This is a genomic window from Streptomyces sp. NPDC044003 (assembly GCF_056435185.1).
In genome coordinates this window covers 992,314-1,009,129 of the sequence record NZ_JBWKFA010000001.1, presented here as the reverse complement: position 1 = coordinate 1,009,129, position 16,816 = coordinate 992,314, and the positions used below count along the sequence as shown (strand labels likewise).

The following is a 16,816-nucleotide window of genomic DNA, read 5'->3' as shown; positions in this document are numbered from 1 at the left end:
CTCCTCGGGGGTGTCGGACGCCCTGGAGCGACATCGCCCGGAGACAAGCAGAACGCCCCGGGCCTTGTCGGCCCGGGGCGCCTGGGAAGTCGCTTGTCAGTTGCTCAAGCAGCACGACCATGGCAGCCGGTGGGCCGGTTGCCATAGGTAAAGACGAAGGTCGGGTGCTTGCGCATGGCGACAGTATGGACCCCTTCGCGCACCCCGGGACAACCCGGGTTCGGATGGTGAGACGAAAAGCGACACCGGCGCGCCGGTAGAATCGACAAATAGCCCCCCTTTCGAGGGAACCCCAGGAAACCCCCGGGGGACCTCCGAGGGAACCTCTCCTACCGCCGGAAGGCCGCCGTAGTGTCATCAGCGACTCCCGCTGCCGCGCCCGACGTCTCCAACCCGGACGTAGTCCTCGTTGTCGACTTCGGCGCCCAGTACGCCCAGCTCATCGCCCGTCGCGTCCGTGAGGCGCGGGTCTACAGCGAGATCGTCCCGTCCACCATGCCGGTGGCCGAGATGCTGGCCAAGAACCCGAAGGCGATCATCCTCTCCGGCGGTCCGTCCTCCGTGTACGCCGAGGGCGCCCCGCGTCTCGACCGCGCGCTCTTCGAGGCGGGCGTCCCCGTCTTCGGCATGTGCTACGGCTTCCAGCTGATGGCGACGACCCTCGGCGGCACCGTCGACAACACCGGCGCCCGCGAGTACGGCCGGACCCCGCTGCACGTCTCCAAGGCCGGCTCCACCCTCTTCGAGGGCACCCCGGTCGAGCAGTCCGTGTGGATGTCGCACGGCGACGCCTGCTCCGCCGCCCCCGAGGGCTTCACCGTCACCGCCTCCACGGACGTCGTGCCGGTCGCCGCCTTCGAGAACGACGAGAAGAAGCTGTACGGCGTCCAGTACCACCCCGAGGTGCTGCACTCCACGCACGGCCAGCAGGTCCTCGAGCACTTCCTCTACCGCGGCGCCGGCATCGAGCCGAGCTGGACCACGGGCAACGTGATCGAGGAGCAGGTCGCGGCCATCCGCGCCCAGGTCGGCACCAAGCGCGCCATCTGCGGTCTCTCCGGCGGCGTCGACTCCGCCGTGGCCGCCGCGCTCGTGCAGAAGGCCATCGGCTCGCAGCTCACCTGCGTGTACGTCGACCACGGTCTGATGCGCAAGGGCGAGACCGAGCAGGTCGAGAAGGACTTCGTCGCCGCCACCGGCGCCAACCTGGTGGTCGTCGACGCGCAGGAGCGCTTCCTCGACGCGCTCGCCGGCGTCTCCGACCCGGAGACCAAGCGCAAGATCATCGGCCGCGAGTTCATCCGCGTCTTCGAGCAGGCGCAGCTGGAGATCCTCCAGGAGGAGGGCCCCGAGGTCGCCTTCCTCGTGCAGGGCACGCTCTACCCGGACATCGTCGAGTCCGGCGGCGGCACCGGCACCGCCAACATCAAGTCCCACCACAACGTGGGCGGTCTCCCCGACGACATCGAGTTCGAGCTCGTCGAGCCGCTGCGCCAGCTGTTCAAGGACGAGGTCCGGATGGTCGGCCAGGAGCTCGGCCTGCCGGAGGAGATCGTCCAGCGCCAGCCGTTCCCCGGCCCCGGCCTCGGCATCCGCATCGTCGGCGAGGTCACCAAGGAGCGCCTGGACCTGCTGCGCGAGGCCGACGCCATCGCCCGCGAGGAGCTCACCGCGGCCGGCCTCGACCGCGAGATCTGGCAGTGCCCGGTCGTCCTGCTCGCCGACGTCCGCTCCGTGGGCGTCCAGGGCGACGGCCGCACCTACGGTCACCCGATCGTGCTGCGCCCCGTCTCCTCCGAGGACGCCATGACGGCCGACTGGTCGCGCCTGCCCTACGAGGTGCTCGCCAAGATCTCGACCCGCATCACCAACGAGGTCGCCGACGTGAACCGTGTCGTCCTCGACGTCACGAGCAAGCCGCCGGGCACCATCGAGTGGGAGTAGACCCTCCCGCAGACGCACGAGGCCGCCGTACCCGCACTCCGGGGCGGCGGCCTCGCCGCTTCCCGGCCCGGATGTCCGTCCGGACTCTGGTGACTTGACCGGCCGGGCGTTACCTTCCGGCGCATGAGCGTGATACCCGACCCCGTCCCCGTCGAACGGCTCCACTTCGCCCTGCCGCCCGTCCACGCGACGGCCGAGGAGGAACGCACCCACCGCAAGCAGCGGCTCGCCGGCGCGCTCCGGCTCTTCGGACGGCTCGGGTACGAGGAAGGCGTCTCGGGCCACATCACCGCCCGCGACCCGGAGTACGCCGACTGCTTCTGGGTGAACCCCTTCGGGGCGCCGTTCGAGGACCTCACCGCGAGCGACCTCATCCTGGTCAACGGCGACGGACAGGTCCTCCGCGGCGGCCACCACGTCAACCAGGCCGCCTTCACCGTCCATGCCCAGGTCCACCGCGCCCGGCCCGACGCCGTCGCCGTCGCCCACACCCACTCCGTCCACGGGCGGGCCCTCGCCGCGCTCGGCGAACTCCTCGACCCGATCACCCAGGAGGCCTGCGCCTTCTACCAGGACCACGCCCTCTACGACGCCTACACCGGCGTCACCGTGGACGCCGAGGAAGGCCGCCGGATCGCCGTCGCCCTCGGCACCTTCAAGGCGATCGTGCTCCGCAACCACGGGCTGCTCACCGTCGGCACCTCCGTCGACGCCGCCGCCTGGTGGTTCATCGCGCTCGAACGCTGCGCCCAGGTCCAGCTGGCCGCGCGGGCCGCCGGCAAACCGGTGCTCATCGACCACCGCGAGGCGGTCGCCACCCGGGAACAGCTCGGCAGCGACCTCGTCGCCTGGATCAACTACCAGCCCCTCTGGCGCAGGATCAGCCGAACGGACCCCGAACTCCTGTCGTAACACCATCGCCTCACCCTTCTGTACGTCAATGAGATGGCGCGGCAATCACTCTCCGGCGGGGCGCACGCGGCAGGCGCGGGAGCCGCCGGTACGGCACAATTCCGTGGAATCAACGGCTGGTTGGCCCTTCGGGCCGCGCCCGGACGCATCGAGGCGGATCGAAGCGGGCCGTGCAGTGAGCTCGGGAGTGAGCACCGTGGCGGTTCAAGAGGCGAGACAGTACGGCGAGCACGCGACGGCCTGCGCCGGATGCGCCCACTGCGGGCAGGCAGGACACCGGCGCGCCGTCGCCGCCTTCCTGGCCCGGCGCGACGAACTCGCCGCCGGCCACGGCGTCCCCGCGGCCGTCGCCCACTCCCCGGTCGCCGCCCGCCAGTGGGTCTCCGACGAGCTCGCCCAGTCGGCGCGCGCCGTGGCCGTACGCGGCCGGGAGGCGGGGCTCGCCTGGCTCGACCGGGTACGGAGCGGGGGTCTCGGCGCGGTCTGGGGCGCCGTCGTGGCCCTCCTCCTCGGCCAGGCCCTCACCGCCATCGACGGCGGCTGGACCGGCGCCCGCACGGCCGGCCTCTGCACGGCCCTGGTCCTCGCCGTCCTGCTGAGCGCCGCCGCCCACGCCCACCGGGCCCGCGGCGGTCTCCTCGCCCCGCTGATCGGTGAGGACAACCGGCTCTCCACCACCCGCGCCGTCGCCGCCGGCTGGCTCCTCCTCCTCGGTTACACCCTCCTCTTCCTCACCTTCCGCTCCCCGGGCGCGACCGCCTTCGGTCTGGCCCGGGGCGCCGGCCTGCTGACGGTCCTCGCCCTCGTCGCCTCCGTCACCGTCACCGCCCGTCTCGTCGTCGCCCTGGGCATCGCGGCCGGCCGTCTCCAGAAGGTGCGCGCCGACCGCCCGCGCGCCGCCGACCTGGTCTGCGACGACAGCGGCCGGGCCGCCCTCGCCGACGTCCAGTACCTCCTCGTCTCCGGCGCCGTCCTCACCCTGACCGCGGTCGGTCTGGCCCGCGACCCCGACCGGCTCCCCGAAGTGCCCTGGTCCCTCGTGCTGCTCGTCGGCGTCTCGGCGGCCTGGTACCTGGCCGCGAAGTGCACCGAGGGCGTCCGCCCCACGATCCACTCCGTGGTCCGCTCCCGGGAGGCGGGCGACCTCGACGCCCCGATCCGTACGGGCGACGACATCGAGATCCGCGGCTGCGGCTTCGTCCCGCCCGGCGCCGGTGCCCCCGACCCGCTGACCCGTCTCGTCGTGCGCATCGGCCCCGTCCACGCCCACGTGCCGCTGGTCCCGGTCCCGGGCGGCTTCGCCAACCCCACCGACGCCTCCCTGACCGTCCCCCTCCCGGCGGACGTGGAACCGGGCCGGGTGGAGGTCTCGGTCGTCACGGCGGCCGGTGCGGAGACCAACCGGGTCACGATCGACGTCGTGGACTGATCATCCGGCCCCCTTCCCGTGTCCTGGGCACCCGGTGCGAGGAGAATCGTCCGCGAACAGTCGTACGGGGCGTGGAGAGGTGACCGAGGATGACGGGACAGACGGACCGACCGCACGACCCGAGCGACGACCCGGGCGGGGCCCGGGAAGTCGGCGGTACCGGCGGTGACGGTGCCGGTGGGCGCTTCGTCGAGCGCAGGGCCACCTTCGACCAGTGGCGGGAGATCGCCTCCCGCTACGCCCTCCTTCCGCTGCGGATCTTCCTCGGGGTCACGTTCGTCTACGCCGGACTCGACAAGCTCACCGACTCCGCCTTCTTCGCCGACACGGGCAGCGGCTCCATCGGCGAGATGATGCGCGGCGTCCGCGACAGCTCCGCGATCCCCGCCCTCGTCGACCTGGCCCTCAACAACCCGACCGGCTTCGGATACGCCATCGCCTTCGGAGAGCTCGCCGTCGGGCTCGGGACCCTCTTCGGCCTCTACGCCCGACTGGCGGCGCTCGGCGGCGCCCTGATCTCACTGAGCCTCTGGCTGACCGTGAGCTGGCAGGTGCACCCGTACTACCTCGGCAACGACCTGGCCTATCTGATGTCCTGGCTCCCGCTGCTGCTGGCCGGCGCCCCGGTGCTCTCACTGGACCGGCTCCTCGCCGAGCGGCGCCGTATTCGATAGGCGACCCAGGTCGCGACGGCGGCGGTGCCCAGGCCGCCGCAGAGCACCGGGACCACCGCGTACCACGGGGTCGTCCAGGCGCCGGCGGCGTCGCCCGCGTAGACGGCGGCCAGAGCGAGGGCGGTCAGGCCGACGAGCAGCCGGCCGGGGCGGAACTCATGAAGCAGCACGGGTGACCTCCACCTGTCCGAGTCCGACCTCCAGCGAGAGGTCCAGGGTGCCCGCCGGGGTGGTCCCGGCCGGCGGGGTGAGCGTCCGGGTCACATCCCGGTCCGGCGCGATGTCGATGTCGCCGGCGGGCGCCCCCGGCAGCTGCAGATCGCCCAGACCCACCTGGGCGTGCAGCTTCACGACCGCGCTCTTCGGGACGATCACCTTGAGCTGACCGGCACCCACGGAGGCGCGCGTCGCCACCGTCGTGCCGGCCGGGAGCGGGAGCCGGGACAGATCGAGCGTGCCGACCCCGGTGCCCAGCCCGTAGTCCGGCTGCACGGCGGCCACCGAGGTGGGCCGCCACCACTCACGGACCCATTCCGTGGCGATCCGGTCCGGCAACGCCGTGGCCAGTGCGAGCAGGCCCGCCGTGACCACGGTCAGGAAGACCGTGCCGAACCCGGTCCGCCCGAGGAAGCTGCTGACGACGAGGCCCAGGCCGAACACCGCAAGAGCGGCCACCAGGCCGATCTGCAGGCTGGTGCCCAGCGGGTGGGTGTCCCACGTCAGGCCCGTGCCGAGACCGCCCGCGAGCAGGGCGAGCAGGAAGACGAGACCCCCGATGGAGAGCGGGCTCCGGCGGACGGAGGGCGTCGGACGCCCGGGCGCCGACGGGCCGGGACCCCACTGACTGCCCGGCCTCGGCACCTCGCCGTTCACCTTGCCGTCCTCGTCCAGGAGTCCGTGCGGACCCCACAGGTAGCCGACGGCCACCTTGCCCGTCGAGCCGTCCTTGACGATCGGGTCCCTCCACCAGGAAGGGGACTCGTAGATCGGCGGGGCCTTGGTCTCGGGCGGCGCCTCGGCGACCGTGAGGACCGTCGCGGAGTCCGCTCTGCCCTCGGTCTCGGCGGCGGCCCGCCGCCGCTGCGACCAGACCGCCGCCCCGCACACCGCCAGCGACAGCGTCAGCGTGAAGCCGAGCAGCTGACCGCTGTGCAGCGTCGACAGGAAGATCCCGCAGCCGATCAGCGCCATCAGCAGGGCCGCGAGGGAGGCCCCGGACACGCGGCCCGTCAGCAGCCTGCGCCCCTCGCTCTCCTCCTCGCCCGCGAGCGGGATCAGCAGCCACGCGAAGCCGTAGAACACGAGCCCCAGGCCACCCGTCACCGCCAGCACGCCGATCACCACCCGGAATATCACCGGGTCGAGGTCGAAGTGCCGCCCGAGACCTCCGCAGACGCCACCCACGACGTTGCTTCCGCGCGAGCGCCGGAGCGGCGGGGCGGGATCGGCCTCCGCCGGCGGCGGGGCCTCGTGCTGCGAAGGCATCGAACTCGTCATGCCTCCATGGTGACGGCCCGTGACGCCCGGCGGCACCGGGACCGACCCTGGCCCGACCCTGATATTCGCGGGGCCGCCGCCCCCGAGTCCGTACCAGGGACGATCTCAGGGCGGACCCTGATGTCCGGGGAGGGCCGGACGTGTGACGATCGGTGCATGTCCGCAACCGCTCGTGTCACCGAGACCGACGAACCGCCCGTGCGCAGGCTCTACCGGAGCGCCGACGGGCGGTGGCTCGGCGGTGTCGCGCGCGGCCTCGCGGGCCACCTCGGCCTCCCGGTCGTCTGGGTGCGCGCACTCTTCGTGGTGCTGTCGTTCTCGAACGGCCTCGGCATCGTGCTCTACGCGGTCTTCTGGATCGTCGTCCCGCTCGGCGTCGGCGGCCGGTCCGCCCCGCGCTCCCTCTTCGAGACCACCCCGGACGGGCGGCGCAGACTGCGCAAGCCCGACAGCGGGCAGGTCGTCGCCCTGATCGCGCTCGGCATCGGCATCGCGGCCCTCGTCGGGAACATCAGCGTCGACAACGAGACCGGGCGCTACATATGGCCTCTCCTCCTCATCGCCGTCGGCGTCGTCCTCGTCTGGAGACAGGTGGACAACGCCCGGCGGGCCAGCTGGACCGACTCCGGGCGCCACAGACGGGCGCTCCAGATCGTCCGCGGCCTCGTCGGCGTCGGGCTCGTCGGCACCGGCCTCGCGGTCTTCGTGGTCGTCCGCGGTTCCGTCGCCCAGCTCGGCACGGCCCTCACCGCCGCCGTCGCGGTCCTCACCGGCATAGCCCTGCTCGCCGGCCCCTGGCTGGTCCGGATGTCGCAGGACCTCACGGAGGAGCGGACCATGCGCATCCGCGCCCAGGAGCGCGCCGAGGTCGCGGCCCACGTCCACGACTCCGTGCTGCACACGCTGACCCTGATCCAGCGCAACGCCGACGACGCCGGCGAGGTGCGCCGTCTCGCCCGCGCGCAGGAGCGGGAGCTGCGGAACTGGCTGTACAAGCCCGAGGGCACCGGCCGGGACGAGGAGCCGGAGACCCTCGCGGAGGCGGTGAAGCGGGCGGCGGCCGAGGTCGAGGACAAACACGGGGTCCCGTTGGAGGTGGTCGTCGTCGGCGACTGCCCCCTCGACGAGAAACTGACCGCGCAGATGCAGGCCGCGCGCGAGGCGATGGTCAACGCCGCCAAGTACGGTGGCGAGGGCGGGGCCGTGCAGGTGTACGCCGAGGTGGAGGGACGCACGGTCTTCGTGTCGGTGCGGGACCGGGGACCGGGATTCGACCTGGATTCGGTGCCGGACGACCGGATGGGCGTACGAGAATCGATCATCGGCCGTATGCAGCGCAACGGCGGTACGGCCCGGCTGCGGCCGGCGCAGGGCGGGGGCACCGAAGTGGAGCTCGAGATGGAGAGGGCGGACGGATGAGCGACGAGACCGGAGCAGCGACCGGAGCCGAAGCGGGGGCGCCGGGCACGGAGCGTCGGGTGCGGGTGGTGCTCGTCGACGACCACCGGATGTTCCGCACCGGGGTCCAGGCCGAGATCGGCCGGACCGAGGTCACCGGCGTCGAGGTGATCGGCGAGGCCGCCGACGTCGACCAGGCGGTCACGGTCATCACCACGACCCGCCCCGAGGTCGTCCTCCTCGACGTGCACCTGCCGGGCGGCGGCGGGGTCGAGGTGCTGCGGCGCTGCGCGAGCCTGATGGGCGCGCCCGAGGACCCCGTCCGATTCCTGGCCCTGTCGGTCTCGGACGCGGCCGAGGACGTCATCGGGGTGATCCGGGGCGGTGCCCGCGGCTATGTCACCAAGACGATCACGGGCACCGATCTGGTCGACTCGATCTTCCGGGTCCAGGAGGGCGACGCCGTCTTCTCGCCGCGCCTCGCCGGTTTCGTCCTGGACGCCTTCGCCTCGACGGACGCGCCGCCGGTGGACGAGGACCTGGACCGGCTCACCCAGCGGGAGCGGGAGGTGCTGCGGCTGATCGCCCGGGGATACGCGTACAAGGAGATCGCCAAGCAGCTCTACATCTCGGTGAAGACGGTCGAGTCGCATGTCTCGGCGGTGCTGCGGAAGCTCCAGCTCTCCAACCGCCACGAGCTGACCCGCTGGGCCACCGCCCGCCGCCTGGTCTGAGCCGGCCCGAGCCGGGCTCACCGGGCCCGAGCACGTCGGACCGGGCCTTGAGCAGGTCGGACCGGGCCTTGAGCAGGTCGGACGGGCCCGAGTAGGTCGGACGGGCCCGAGTAGGGCTCGCCACCGGGCCCGAGCCGGGGATCAGCCGACGCGGGTCGCCCCGGCGAAGGGCATCTCGTCGATGGGGGCGATCCGCACCGGGGCGCCCGGCCGGGGGGCGTGGATCATCTGGCCGCCGCCGATGTAGAGCCCGACGTGGCTGATGCCGGAGTAGAAGAAGACCAGGTCGCCGGGGGCGAGCTGGGAGCGGGAGACCCGCGTGCCGGCGTTGATCTGGGTGTACGTCGTGCGGGGCAGGGAGACGCCGGCCGCGCGCCAGGCCGCCTGGGTGAGGCCGGAGCAGTCGTACGCGGAGGGGCCCGTCGCCCCCCACACGTACGGTTTGCCCAGCTGGGCGCGGGCGAAGGAGATGGCTGCGGCGGCCCGGGCGTTCGGGGCGGTCACCGGCCCGCGTTCGCCGCCCGAGGAGCGGTCGGCCCGCACCGTCGGGGAGCCGCCGGTCGAACCGTCGGCCCACGTGCTGGTGCCGTGGCCGTCCCGGGCCGTGGCGGCCGCCTCGTACCGCGCGCGTTCCTCCTCGGTCAGCCGGGCCAGCAGCGTCCTGGCCTCCGTCAGCTTGCCGACCACGGTGGCCTTCTGCCGCCGCAGCTCCGCCTCGTGCCCGCGCAGGGCGGTCAGCTTCCCGGCCGACTCGCCGCGCAGCTGCCGGATCGCGGCGAGCTCGCGCCGTACGGCCGTGACGGCGGCCGCCTGGCGGTCCCCGGCCTTCTCGGCGAGCGCGGCCCGTTCCAGGTACTGGTCGGGGTCGGAGGTGAGGGCGAGCTGCACCGCGGGGTCGAGCCCTCCGCTGCGGTACTGGGCGGCGGCCATGGCCCCGAGCGCGTCCCGGGCGGTGTTGAGCCGCTCGGTCCTGCGGGCGGCCTCGTCGCGCAGCCGGTCTAAGGCGGCGCGCTCCTCGTCGGCCTTCTCCTTCGCCCCGTTGTACCGCTCCGTCGCGACCTCGGCCTCCTCGTAGAGCCGGTCGACCTTCGCCTTGACCTGGGCGGTGGTGGGCCGGGGGTCCGCGTGGCCGGACCCTTCGAAGAGCGTCGCCGTCGCCGCCGAGGCGAGGGCGAGGGTGGCGGCGGTGCGGACCGCCGAGCCGCCGAAGGGGGACTGTTTGGACTTCCGGTGCGCTGCCACGAGGGCGGGTCACATCCTCTTCCCTGAGGGGGACGGTGCCCGCCGGGCCGACGGCGGGCCGCACAGGGGAGACGGACCGCCGCCGGGTTTTCTCGGCGGGGGTGACCGACAGCCGCCGGATCGCCGGCGGTGGTGGGGAGCCGGTCACCTGGTGGAGGACGCTAAACCTGGGGTCACGGCCGGACGGGGAGTTGACCGTTATTGGCGTCAGTTGACGTGTCGGGGGCCGATCTCTTTCATCTGGAGTGAGGGACCGGGGGCATTCCGGAGATCGTCCGACCGAAGCGGCGCGGGGAGTGGACCCGGCCGGAGAGCGGTGCTAGGGCCCCGGTTAGGCTCCGCCCCATGGACGTACTCATCAATGTCTTCGTCGCCCTGCACATCGTCGGTATCGCCTCCCTCCTCGGCGGCTTCCTCACCCAGATGAAGGCGATGGGCGCCGGTACGGCCCGCTTCAGCCCCGCGATGCTGCACGGCGCGCTGACCATGCTGATCACGGGCGTCGCGCTCGTCGGACTCAACCAGGCCGACGACCAGACCGTGAACAACCTCAAGGTCGGCATCAAGCTGGCGATCCTCGTCGTGATCCTCGGTCTCGTCTACGTCAAGCGGGACGAGGAGAAGGTCGACAAGGGCCTCTTCGCCGCCGTCGGCGGCCTGACCACGGCGAACATCTTCATCGCGACCCTCTGGGTGTGAACCGCGACCCTCTGGGTGTGAGCCGCGACTCTCTGGGTGCGCATCACGACCCCCTGGGTGTGAGCCCTTCCACAGCCCGCGTCCCGAAGGCGGGCCCGGATGTCGGTGCGGCGTCCTAGACTCGTGAGGCGATGAGCAGCCTCTTTGACGACAGCTTCCTGGCCGGCCTCCAGAACCACTCCTCGGAGGAGCCCCCGCCCCACCCCGAGGACGACGAGCACGGCTCCCCGGCCACGGAGGAGGTTCCGCACGACCTCTTCGGGGAGCACTTCGACGCGCCCCCGCCCGCCCGGGACACGCACTACCGCGACGGCCACGCCCGGCCCGTCGTGGACGCCGCCGCGCTCCTGGAAGGGCTGAACGAGCAGCAGCGCGCCGCCGTCGTCCACACCGACACCCCGCTGCTCATCGTCGCCGGTGCCGGCTCCGGCAAGACCCGGGTCCTCACCCACCGCATCGCCCACCTCCTGGCCACCCGGCACGTCCACCCCGGCCAGATACTGGCGATCACCTTCACGAACAAGGCCGCCGGCGAGATGAAGGAGCGCGTCGAGCAGCTCGTCGGACCGCGTGCGAACGCGATGTGGGTCATGACCTTCCACAGCGCCTGCGTCCGCATCCTGCGCCGCGAGTCGAAGAGGCTCGGCTTCACCTCCTCCTTCTCGATCTACGACGCCGCCGACTCCAAGCGGCTGATGTCGCTGGTCTGCCGGGACCTGGACCTCGACCCGAAGAAGTTCCCGCCGAAGTCGTTCAGCGCCAAGATCTCGAACCTCAAGAACGAGCTGATCGACGAGGAGACCTTCGCCGACCGGGCCGCCGACGGCTTCGAGAAGACGCTCGCCGAGGCGTACCGGATGTACCAGGCGCGGCTGCGCGAGGCCAACGCCCTGGACTTCGACGACATCATCATGACGACGGTCCACCTGCTCCAGGCGTTCCCCGACGTCGCCGAGCACTACCGCCGCCGCTTCCGCCACGTCCTCGTCGACGAGTACCAGGACACCAACCACGCCCAGTACACCCTCGTGCGGGAGCTCGTCGGCACCGGCTACGAGGACCTCGGCCCGGCCGAGCTGTGCGTGGTCGGCGACGCCGACCAGTCGATCTACGCCTTCCGCGGCGCGACCATCCGCAACATCCTCCAGTTCGAGGAGGACTACCCGGACGCGACGACGATCCTCCTGGAGCAGAACTACCGCTCCACCCAGACGATCCTCTCCGCGGCCAACGCCGTCATCGAGCGCAACGAGTCCCGCCGCCCCAAGAACCTGTGGACGAACGCGGGCGCGGGATCGCAGATCACCGGCTACGTCGCCGACACCGAGCACGACGAGGCCCAGTTCGTCGCCGACGAGATCGACCGGCTCACCGACGCGGGCGAGGCCAAGGCCGGGGACGTCGCCGTCTTCTACCGGACCAACGCCCAGTCCCGTGTGTTCGAAGAGATCTTCATCCGCGTCGGACTGCCCTACAAGGTCGTCGGCGGTGTGCGCTTCTACGAGCGCAAGGAGGTCCGGGACGTCCTCGCGTACCTGCGGGTCCTCGCCAACCCCGAGGACAACGTCCCGCTGCGCCGCATCCTCAACGTCCCCAAGCGGGGCATCGGCGAGCGCGCCGAGGCGATGATCGACGCCCTCTCCCTGCGCGAGAAGATCACCTTCCCGCAGGCCCTCAAGCGGGTCGACGAGGCGTACGGAATGGCCGCGCGCTCGGCGAACGCGGTGAAGCGGTTCAACGCGCTCATGGATGAGCTGCGCACCGTCGTCGAGTCCGGTGCCGGCCCCGCCGTCGTCCTGGAGGCCGTCCTGGAGCGGACCGGCTACCTGGCCGAGCTCCAGGCCTCGACCGACCCGCAGGACGAGACCCGGATCGAGAACCTCCAGGAGCTCGCCGCCGTCGCCCTCGAGTTCGAGCAGGAGCGCGGCGAGGAGCCCGCGACCCTCGCCGAGTTCCTGGAGCAGGTCGCCCTCGTCGCCGACTCCGACCAGATCCCGGACGAGGACGAGGAGGGCCGGGGCGTCATCACCCTGATGACCCTGCACACCGCCAAGGGCCTGGAGTTCCCGGTGGTGTTCCTCACCGGCATGGAGGACGGCGTCTTCCCGCACATGCGCGCTCTCGGGCAGACGAAGGAGCTGGAGGAGGAGCGGCGCCTCGCGTACGTCGGCATCACGCGCGCGCGTGAGCGGCTCTACCTCACCCGCTCGTCGATGCGCAGTGCCTGGGGCCAGCCCTCGTACAACCCGGCCTCGCGCTTCCTGGAGGAGATCCCGCCCACGTACCTGGAGTGGAAGCGGACCGGTCCGATGGCGAAGCCCGCCGGGCCGATCTCGGGGATCACCTCCTCGCTCTCCTCCTCGCGTGCGCGCTCCGGTCCCTCCGGCTTCGCGACCCGGCGCGCCGGCGAGAAGCCGGTGATCTCCCTGCAGGTCGGCGACCGCGTCACGCACGACCAGTTCGGCCTCGGCACGGTCGTGTCGGTGACCGGTGCGGGCTCGGACGCGCAGGCGACGATCGACTTCGGCGACGACAAGCCGAAGCGGCTGCTGCTGCGGTACGCGCCGGTCGAGAAGCTGTAGCGAGACGGCAGGACGACAGGAGAAGGGCCCCGGAAATGGCTGCCGGGGCCCTTTCTCGTGCGGATTGCGGGGGAAGGCTCAGCTGGTCGGGTCGAGGCCGTGGCTGCGGAGCCAGGGCAGCGGGTCGATCGCGGAGCCGCCGCCGGGCCGGACCTCGAAGTGGAGGTGCGGGCCGGTGGAGTTGCCGGAGTTGCCGGAGTAGGCGATGACGTCGCCGGCCTTGACGTACCCCGAGCGGATCTTGGTGCTGCTGAGGTGGCAGTACCAGGTCTCGGTGCCGTCGGGGGCGGTCACGATCGCCATGTTGCCGTAGGCGCTGTTCCACTGCGTACGGACGGTGCCGTCGGTCGCGGACATCACGGGGGTGCCGTACTGCACGGGGAAGTCGATGCCGGTGTGCAGGGACATCCAGTTGACGCCGGCCTGACCGAACCGGGCGCTGAGCTGGTGCAGCTTCACCGGCAGCAGGAACTTGGGGCGCAGCGCCTCCTTGCGGGCCGCCTCCTCCTCGCGCTTCTTCTTCTCGGCGGCCTGGCGGGCGCGGAGGTCGATGCGCTCCTGGGTGCGGCTGGCGCGGTCGCCGAAGTCGCGGGCGTCGGCGCTGAGCGCGGCGAGCTGGGTGTCGAGCGCGCTGTTGGCGGCGACCTGCTTGACCGAGGCCGGGTCGGCGGCGGCGAGCGTGGTCGTGTCGTCCTTCTGCCCGCCGGTCGTGGTGGGGCCGGTGAGGCCGCCGACGGAGGCGGCGGCGATGCCGGCGACGCCCATGACGCAGGCGGAGGGGACGGCGACGGTCAGCAGCGCGGACCGTTTGGCGGGGGTACGGCGGCGGCCGCGGCCGCCGCCGGAGGAGCTGCGCACGGGGCGGCCGGCGAGGGGCGCGTCGGTACGGACCTCGACGGCCGGCGCGTCGACCGTCATGTCGTCGGCTTCGTAGCCCTCGTAGTCGTCGTAGTCGTACGCGTCGTCCTCGCCGCCTTCGAGACCTTCGAGGGCTTCCGGCTCCCCGGCATCGGCCAGGTCGTCGCCCTGGGCGTAGGGCTCGTCGGCCTCGTCGGCGACGTACTCGAAGGCGAACTCGGCGGTGTGCTCGGCCTGCGGGGTGTGCGGGGTGTACTGCTGGGGGACGACCGGCTCGGGCTCCGGGGTCGCGTGGTTCCACGCGGTCGCGTCGAAGGCGCCGGTCTCGGTCGCGAAGGCGGGGGCGGCCCACTGGCCGGTGGCGTCGTAGGCCTCGTAGCCGTACGTGCCCTGGGCGGCGTACGCGCCGGCGTGGGCGGTCTCGTACTGGCCGGTGTGCTGGGCCTCGGTCCAGGCGGAGGCGTCCCACTGCCCGGTGGTGTCGTACTGCGTGGGGGTCTCGTACTGCGTGGCGGCGGTCGGGTACGCGCCGGTGGCGTCGTAGCCGGTGGCGGCGGCGTTCCACTGGCCCGTGGTGTCCCACTGGCCGGTGGTGTCGTACTGCCCGGTCGTGTCGTACTGGCCGGTCATGTCGTACTGCCCGGTGGTGTCGTACTGCCCCGTCGTCGCGTACGTGCCGGTGGCCGCGTACTGGCCGAGGTCCCACTGGCCGCTGTGGTCGGCCTGACCGCCGGGGTAGGCACCGAACAGCGGGTCGATGGCGTAGCTGCCGGTGGTGTGGGCGCCGTCTCCGACGTACCCGGCGTGGGGGTGCTGGTCGTTCACCAACGTCTCTCTCGCCTCGGCAGCAGGACCAGTCCGGGGCGGGCCCGTGAGGGGTGTCCCGGGGGTAAGCAGTGGCGCGACTGTACCCGGCGGTACGCGCGGCGGACAATCTTCGGCGGGGTTTGGGCCCGCAGGAAACGGGCAATCGACCGTCTTTTGCCAGGTCGGGTGGAGAGCTTTGGCCTTGTGTTCGATGAACGTTCGAAGAACGGTGTCGTGCGGTCAGGCGACGGAGGTGGCCTCCGGCCCCTCTTCGCGCGTCCCGGAGGCGGCCGGACCCCCGGCGTCGAGGGCCTCCCGGACCCCGGCGGCCACCGTCGGATGCACCGGCAGCGCGAGATGACCGATCCCGCTCACCCGCACGTTGTGCACGAGCAGGTCGGGATGGTCGAGACGGGCCGTCTCCACCGGCACCATCACCTGGTCCAGATCGCTCCAGAAGCTCACGAACCGGGTCCGGCAGCCGGGCGCGGGCCCGGCGAGCTCCCGCAGGACCTCCGAACCGGGCCGCATCTGCCGCACCAGCGGATGCGCGTCGGCGAGCGGGGCCACCGTGGTGCCCGAGTGCGGGGTGCCGAGCGTGACCAGGGTGCGCACCCGGGAGTCGCCGCCCAGACACTGCACGTAATAGCGGGCGATCAGCCCGCCCAGGCTGTGCCCGACGATGTCGACCTCGGCGTGTCCGGTGCGGGCGCGGATCTCGTCCACCCGGCGGCCGAGCAGCTCGGCGGCGGCCCGCAGGTCGCAGGTGAGCGGGGAGTAGTTGAGCGACTCGACGCAGTCACGTCCGTGCCGGGTGAGGGAACGGCGCAGCAGGACGAACACCGAACGGTTGTCGACGAAACCGTGCAGCAGGACGACGGGGCGGCTGCCCGGGGTGATCGTCGTGGCCGGCTCGGTGGGGGAGAGCCGCTCGGCGACGATCCCGGACGGGTAGAGGACGAGATGGCCGGTGAGGATCGCGACTTCCAGCGCGGCGGCCTTCATCAGGGCGGTGACCTTGGCGAGCTCCATGGCCGGCCTCCCGAACGGCACGCGGGGCCGAACGGTACGCCGGTCCGCCGCGCCCCCGCGCCGCACGGACGGCGGCACGGGGGCGCGGCGACCTCGTCGCGGCTCCCTTCGCGACCGGCCCCGCTCGCGGCTGGTGGGCCCAGGAGGAGGGCCCGTGAGCGGGGACGGCGCAGAGCGAACATGTCCCACGTGTGATTTCCCCCTCGGTCGCCACCGCGAAACGGCCGGGTGCGGGATGCTGGAGATAACGTTCGTTCACCTCCCCGGCAAAGAGGCGCGGGGGTCGCATGTGGAGGCATTGATGGGTGTGAGCGGTCCGATCCGCGTGGTCGTCGCCAAGCCGGGTCTCGACGGCCACGATCGCGGGGCCAAGGTGATCGCGCGGGCGCTCCGCGACGCCGGCATGGAGGTCATCTACACCGGGCTCCACCAGACGCCCGAGCAGATCGTCGACACCGCGATCCAGGAGGACGCCGACGCGATCGGCCTCTCGATCCTCTCCGGAGCGCACAACACGCTGTTCGTGAAGGTCCTGGAGCTCCTCAAGGACCGCGACGCGGAGGACATCAAGGTCTTCGGCGGCGGCATCATCCCCGACGCGGACATCCCCCCGCTGAAGGAGAAGGGCGTCGCGGAGATCTTCACGCCGGGCGCGACGACCGCGTCGATCGTCGACTGGGTGAACGCGAACGTCCGCGTCGCCGCGTGACCTGCCGCGTGCTGCGTAGGTGATGACAGGGCCCTCCTGAGCGAGGGCCCTGTCGTCGTCCCGGCGGGGTTCTTCCTGGCGGGCGCGGATCCTGCGGGCGCGCTTCCGGCGAGGTTCGTCCGGAGGTCGTGTCCCGGCTGGCGCGGTTCCGGCGAGGTTCGTCCCGGCGGGCGCGGATCCTGGTGGCGCGCTTCCGGCGAGGTTCGTCCCGGAGGTCGTGTCCCGGCCGGCGCGGTTCCGGCGAGGTTCGTCCCGGCGGGCGTGGTCCGGCGGTCGTGTCCCGGCGGGCGTGGTCCGGC

The 16,816-nt window shown here is 72.3% G+C and carries 13 protein-coding genes; 9 read left to right on the top strand and 4 right to left on the bottom strand.

The window, feature by feature from the left end; genetic code table 11:
• The first annotated feature begins 351 nt into the window (after positions 1-351).
• The 4 genes from guaA (at position 352) to AC07AW_RS04620 (ending at position 4,959) form a co-directional block, all read left to right on the top strand.
• Positions 352-1,944 (top strand): glutamine-hydrolyzing GMP synthase, encoded by a 1,593-nt coding sequence (gene guaA, locus AC07AW_RS04635; RefSeq protein ID WP_478814034.1) that lies wholly within the window; start codon positions 352-354, stop codon positions 1,942-1,944.
• A 123-nt stretch (positions 1,945-2,067) separates the two neighbouring features.
• Positions 2,068-2,856 (top strand): class II aldolase/adducin family protein, encoded by a 789-nt coding sequence (locus tag AC07AW_RS04630; RefSeq protein ID WP_478814033.1) that lies wholly within the window; start codon positions 2,068-2,070, stop codon positions 2,854-2,856.
• A gap of 196 nt (positions 2,857-3,052) precedes the next feature.
• Positions 3,053-4,285, top strand: a complete 1,233-nt coding sequence (locus AC07AW_RS04625; RefSeq protein WP_478814032.1) for a hypothetical protein — start codon at positions 3,053-3,055, stop codon at positions 4,283-4,285.
• A gap of 89 nt (positions 4,286-4,374) precedes the next feature.
• Positions 4,375-4,959, top strand: a complete 585-nt coding sequence (locus tag AC07AW_RS04620; protein ID WP_478814031.1) for a DoxX family protein — start codon at positions 4,375-4,377, stop codon at positions 4,957-4,959.
• A gap of 156 nt (positions 4,960-5,115) precedes the next feature.
• Here the strand turns inward: AC07AW_RS04620 and AC07AW_RS04615 are convergent, their stop codons facing one another.
• Positions 5,116-6,456, bottom strand: coding sequence for a PspC domain-containing protein (locus AC07AW_RS04615; protein WP_478814030.1), 1,341 nt, complete (start codon positions 6,454-6,456; stop codon positions 5,116-5,118).
• 156 nt (positions 6,457-6,612) lie between these two features.
• Between AC07AW_RS04615 and AC07AW_RS04610 the strand changes: the two genes are divergently transcribed.
• Both AC07AW_RS04610 and AC07AW_RS04605 read left to right on the top strand, forming a co-directional pair.
• Positions 6,613-7,875 carry a PspC domain-containing protein gene (locus AC07AW_RS04610; RefSeq protein ID WP_478814029.1) on the top strand — a complete coding sequence of 421 codons (1,263 nt, stop codon included), beginning with the start codon at positions 6,613-6,615 and terminating at the stop codon, positions 7,873-7,875.
• On the top strand, positions 7,872-8,588 hold the full coding sequence (locus AC07AW_RS04605; RefSeq protein ID WP_478814028.1) for a LuxR C-terminal-related transcriptional regulator: 717 nt from the start codon (positions 7,872-7,874) through the stop codon (positions 8,586-8,588). The genes AC07AW_RS04610 and AC07AW_RS04605 overlap by 4 nt, the downstream gene beginning before the upstream one ends.
• A gap of 141 nt (positions 8,589-8,729) precedes the next feature.
• Here AC07AW_RS04605 and AC07AW_RS04600 read toward each other — a convergent pair whose 3' ends face one another.
• Positions 8,730-9,830 carry a C40 family peptidase gene (locus AC07AW_RS04600; protein WP_478814027.1) on the bottom strand — a complete coding sequence of 367 codons (1,101 nt, stop codon included), beginning with the start codon at positions 9,828-9,830 and terminating at the stop codon, positions 8,730-8,732.
• A 345-nt stretch (positions 9,831-10,175) separates the two neighbouring features.
• On the opposite strand from AC07AW_RS04600, the gene AC07AW_RS04595 reads away from it, so the two are divergent.
• Complete coding sequence (locus AC07AW_RS04595; RefSeq protein WP_392151003.1) at positions 10,176-10,529, top strand: hypothetical protein; 354 nt, start codon at positions 10,176-10,178, stop codon at positions 10,527-10,529.
• A 131-nt stretch (positions 10,530-10,660) separates the two neighbouring features.
• Positions 10,661-13,111, top strand: a complete 2,451-nt coding sequence (gene pcrA / locus AC07AW_RS04590) for a DNA helicase PcrA (RefSeq protein WP_478814026.1) — start codon at positions 10,661-10,663, stop codon at positions 13,109-13,111.
• A gap of 78 nt (positions 13,112-13,189) precedes the next feature.
• Here the strand turns inward: pcrA and AC07AW_RS04585 are convergent, their stop codons facing one another.
• Entirely contained in the window at positions 13,190-14,794 is a 1,605-nt protein-coding gene (locus tag AC07AW_RS04585) for a M23 family metallopeptidase (protein ID WP_478814025.1), read from the bottom strand.
• Positions 14,795-15,016: 222 nt separating this feature from the next.
• Positions 15,017-15,808 (bottom strand): lipase family alpha/beta hydrolase, encoded by a 792-nt coding sequence (locus AC07AW_RS04580; RefSeq protein WP_478814024.1) that lies wholly within the window; start codon positions 15,806-15,808, stop codon positions 15,017-15,019.
• A gap of 301 nt (positions 15,809-16,109) precedes the next feature.
• Here AC07AW_RS04580 and AC07AW_RS04575 point away from each other — a divergent pair, with 301 nt between their 5' ends.
• Positions 16,110-16,517, top strand: a complete 408-nt coding sequence (locus AC07AW_RS04575; RefSeq protein WP_041130843.1) for a coenzyme B12-dependent isobutyryl CoA mutase small subunit — start codon at positions 16,110-16,112, stop codon at positions 16,515-16,517.
• The last annotated feature ends 299 nt before the right edge of the window (positions 16,518-16,816 follow it).

What these genes read in the sequence shown, in the direction of transcription:
- AC07AW_RS04630 (WP_478814033.1), top strand. Translation starts at nt 2,068, where the DNA reads ATGAGCGTGATACCCGACCCCGTCCCCGTCGAACGGCTCCACTTCGCC.
- AC07AW_RS04620 (WP_478814031.1), top strand. Translation starts at nt 4,375, where the DNA reads ATGACGGGACAGACGGACCGACCGCACGACCCGAGCGACGACCCGGGC.
- AC07AW_RS04615 (WP_478814030.1), bottom strand. Translation starts at nt 6,456, where the DNA reads ATGACGAGTTCGATGCCTTCGCAGCACGAGGCCCCGCCGCCGGCGGAG.
- AC07AW_RS04610 (WP_478814029.1), top strand. Translation starts at nt 6,613, where the DNA reads ATGTCCGCAACCGCTCGTGTCACCGAGACCGACGAACCGCCCGTGCGC.
- AC07AW_RS04605 (WP_478814028.1), top strand. Translation starts at nt 7,872, where the DNA reads ATGAGCGACGAGACCGGAGCAGCGACCGGAGCCGAAGCGGGGGCGCCG.
- AC07AW_RS04595 (WP_392151003.1), top strand. Translation starts at nt 10,176, where the DNA reads ATGGACGTACTCATCAATGTCTTCGTCGCCCTGCACATCGTCGGTATC.
- pcrA (WP_478814026.1), top strand. Translation starts at nt 10,661, where the DNA reads ATGAGCAGCCTCTTTGACGACAGCTTCCTGGCCGGCCTCCAGAACCAC.
- AC07AW_RS04580 (WP_478814024.1), bottom strand. Translation starts at nt 15,808, where the DNA reads ATGGAGCTCGCCAAGGTCACCGCCCTGATGAAGGCCGCCGCGCTGGAA.
- AC07AW_RS04575 (WP_041130843.1), top strand. Translation starts at nt 16,110, where the DNA reads ATGGGTGTGAGCGGTCCGATCCGCGTGGTCGTCGCCAAGCCGGGTCTC.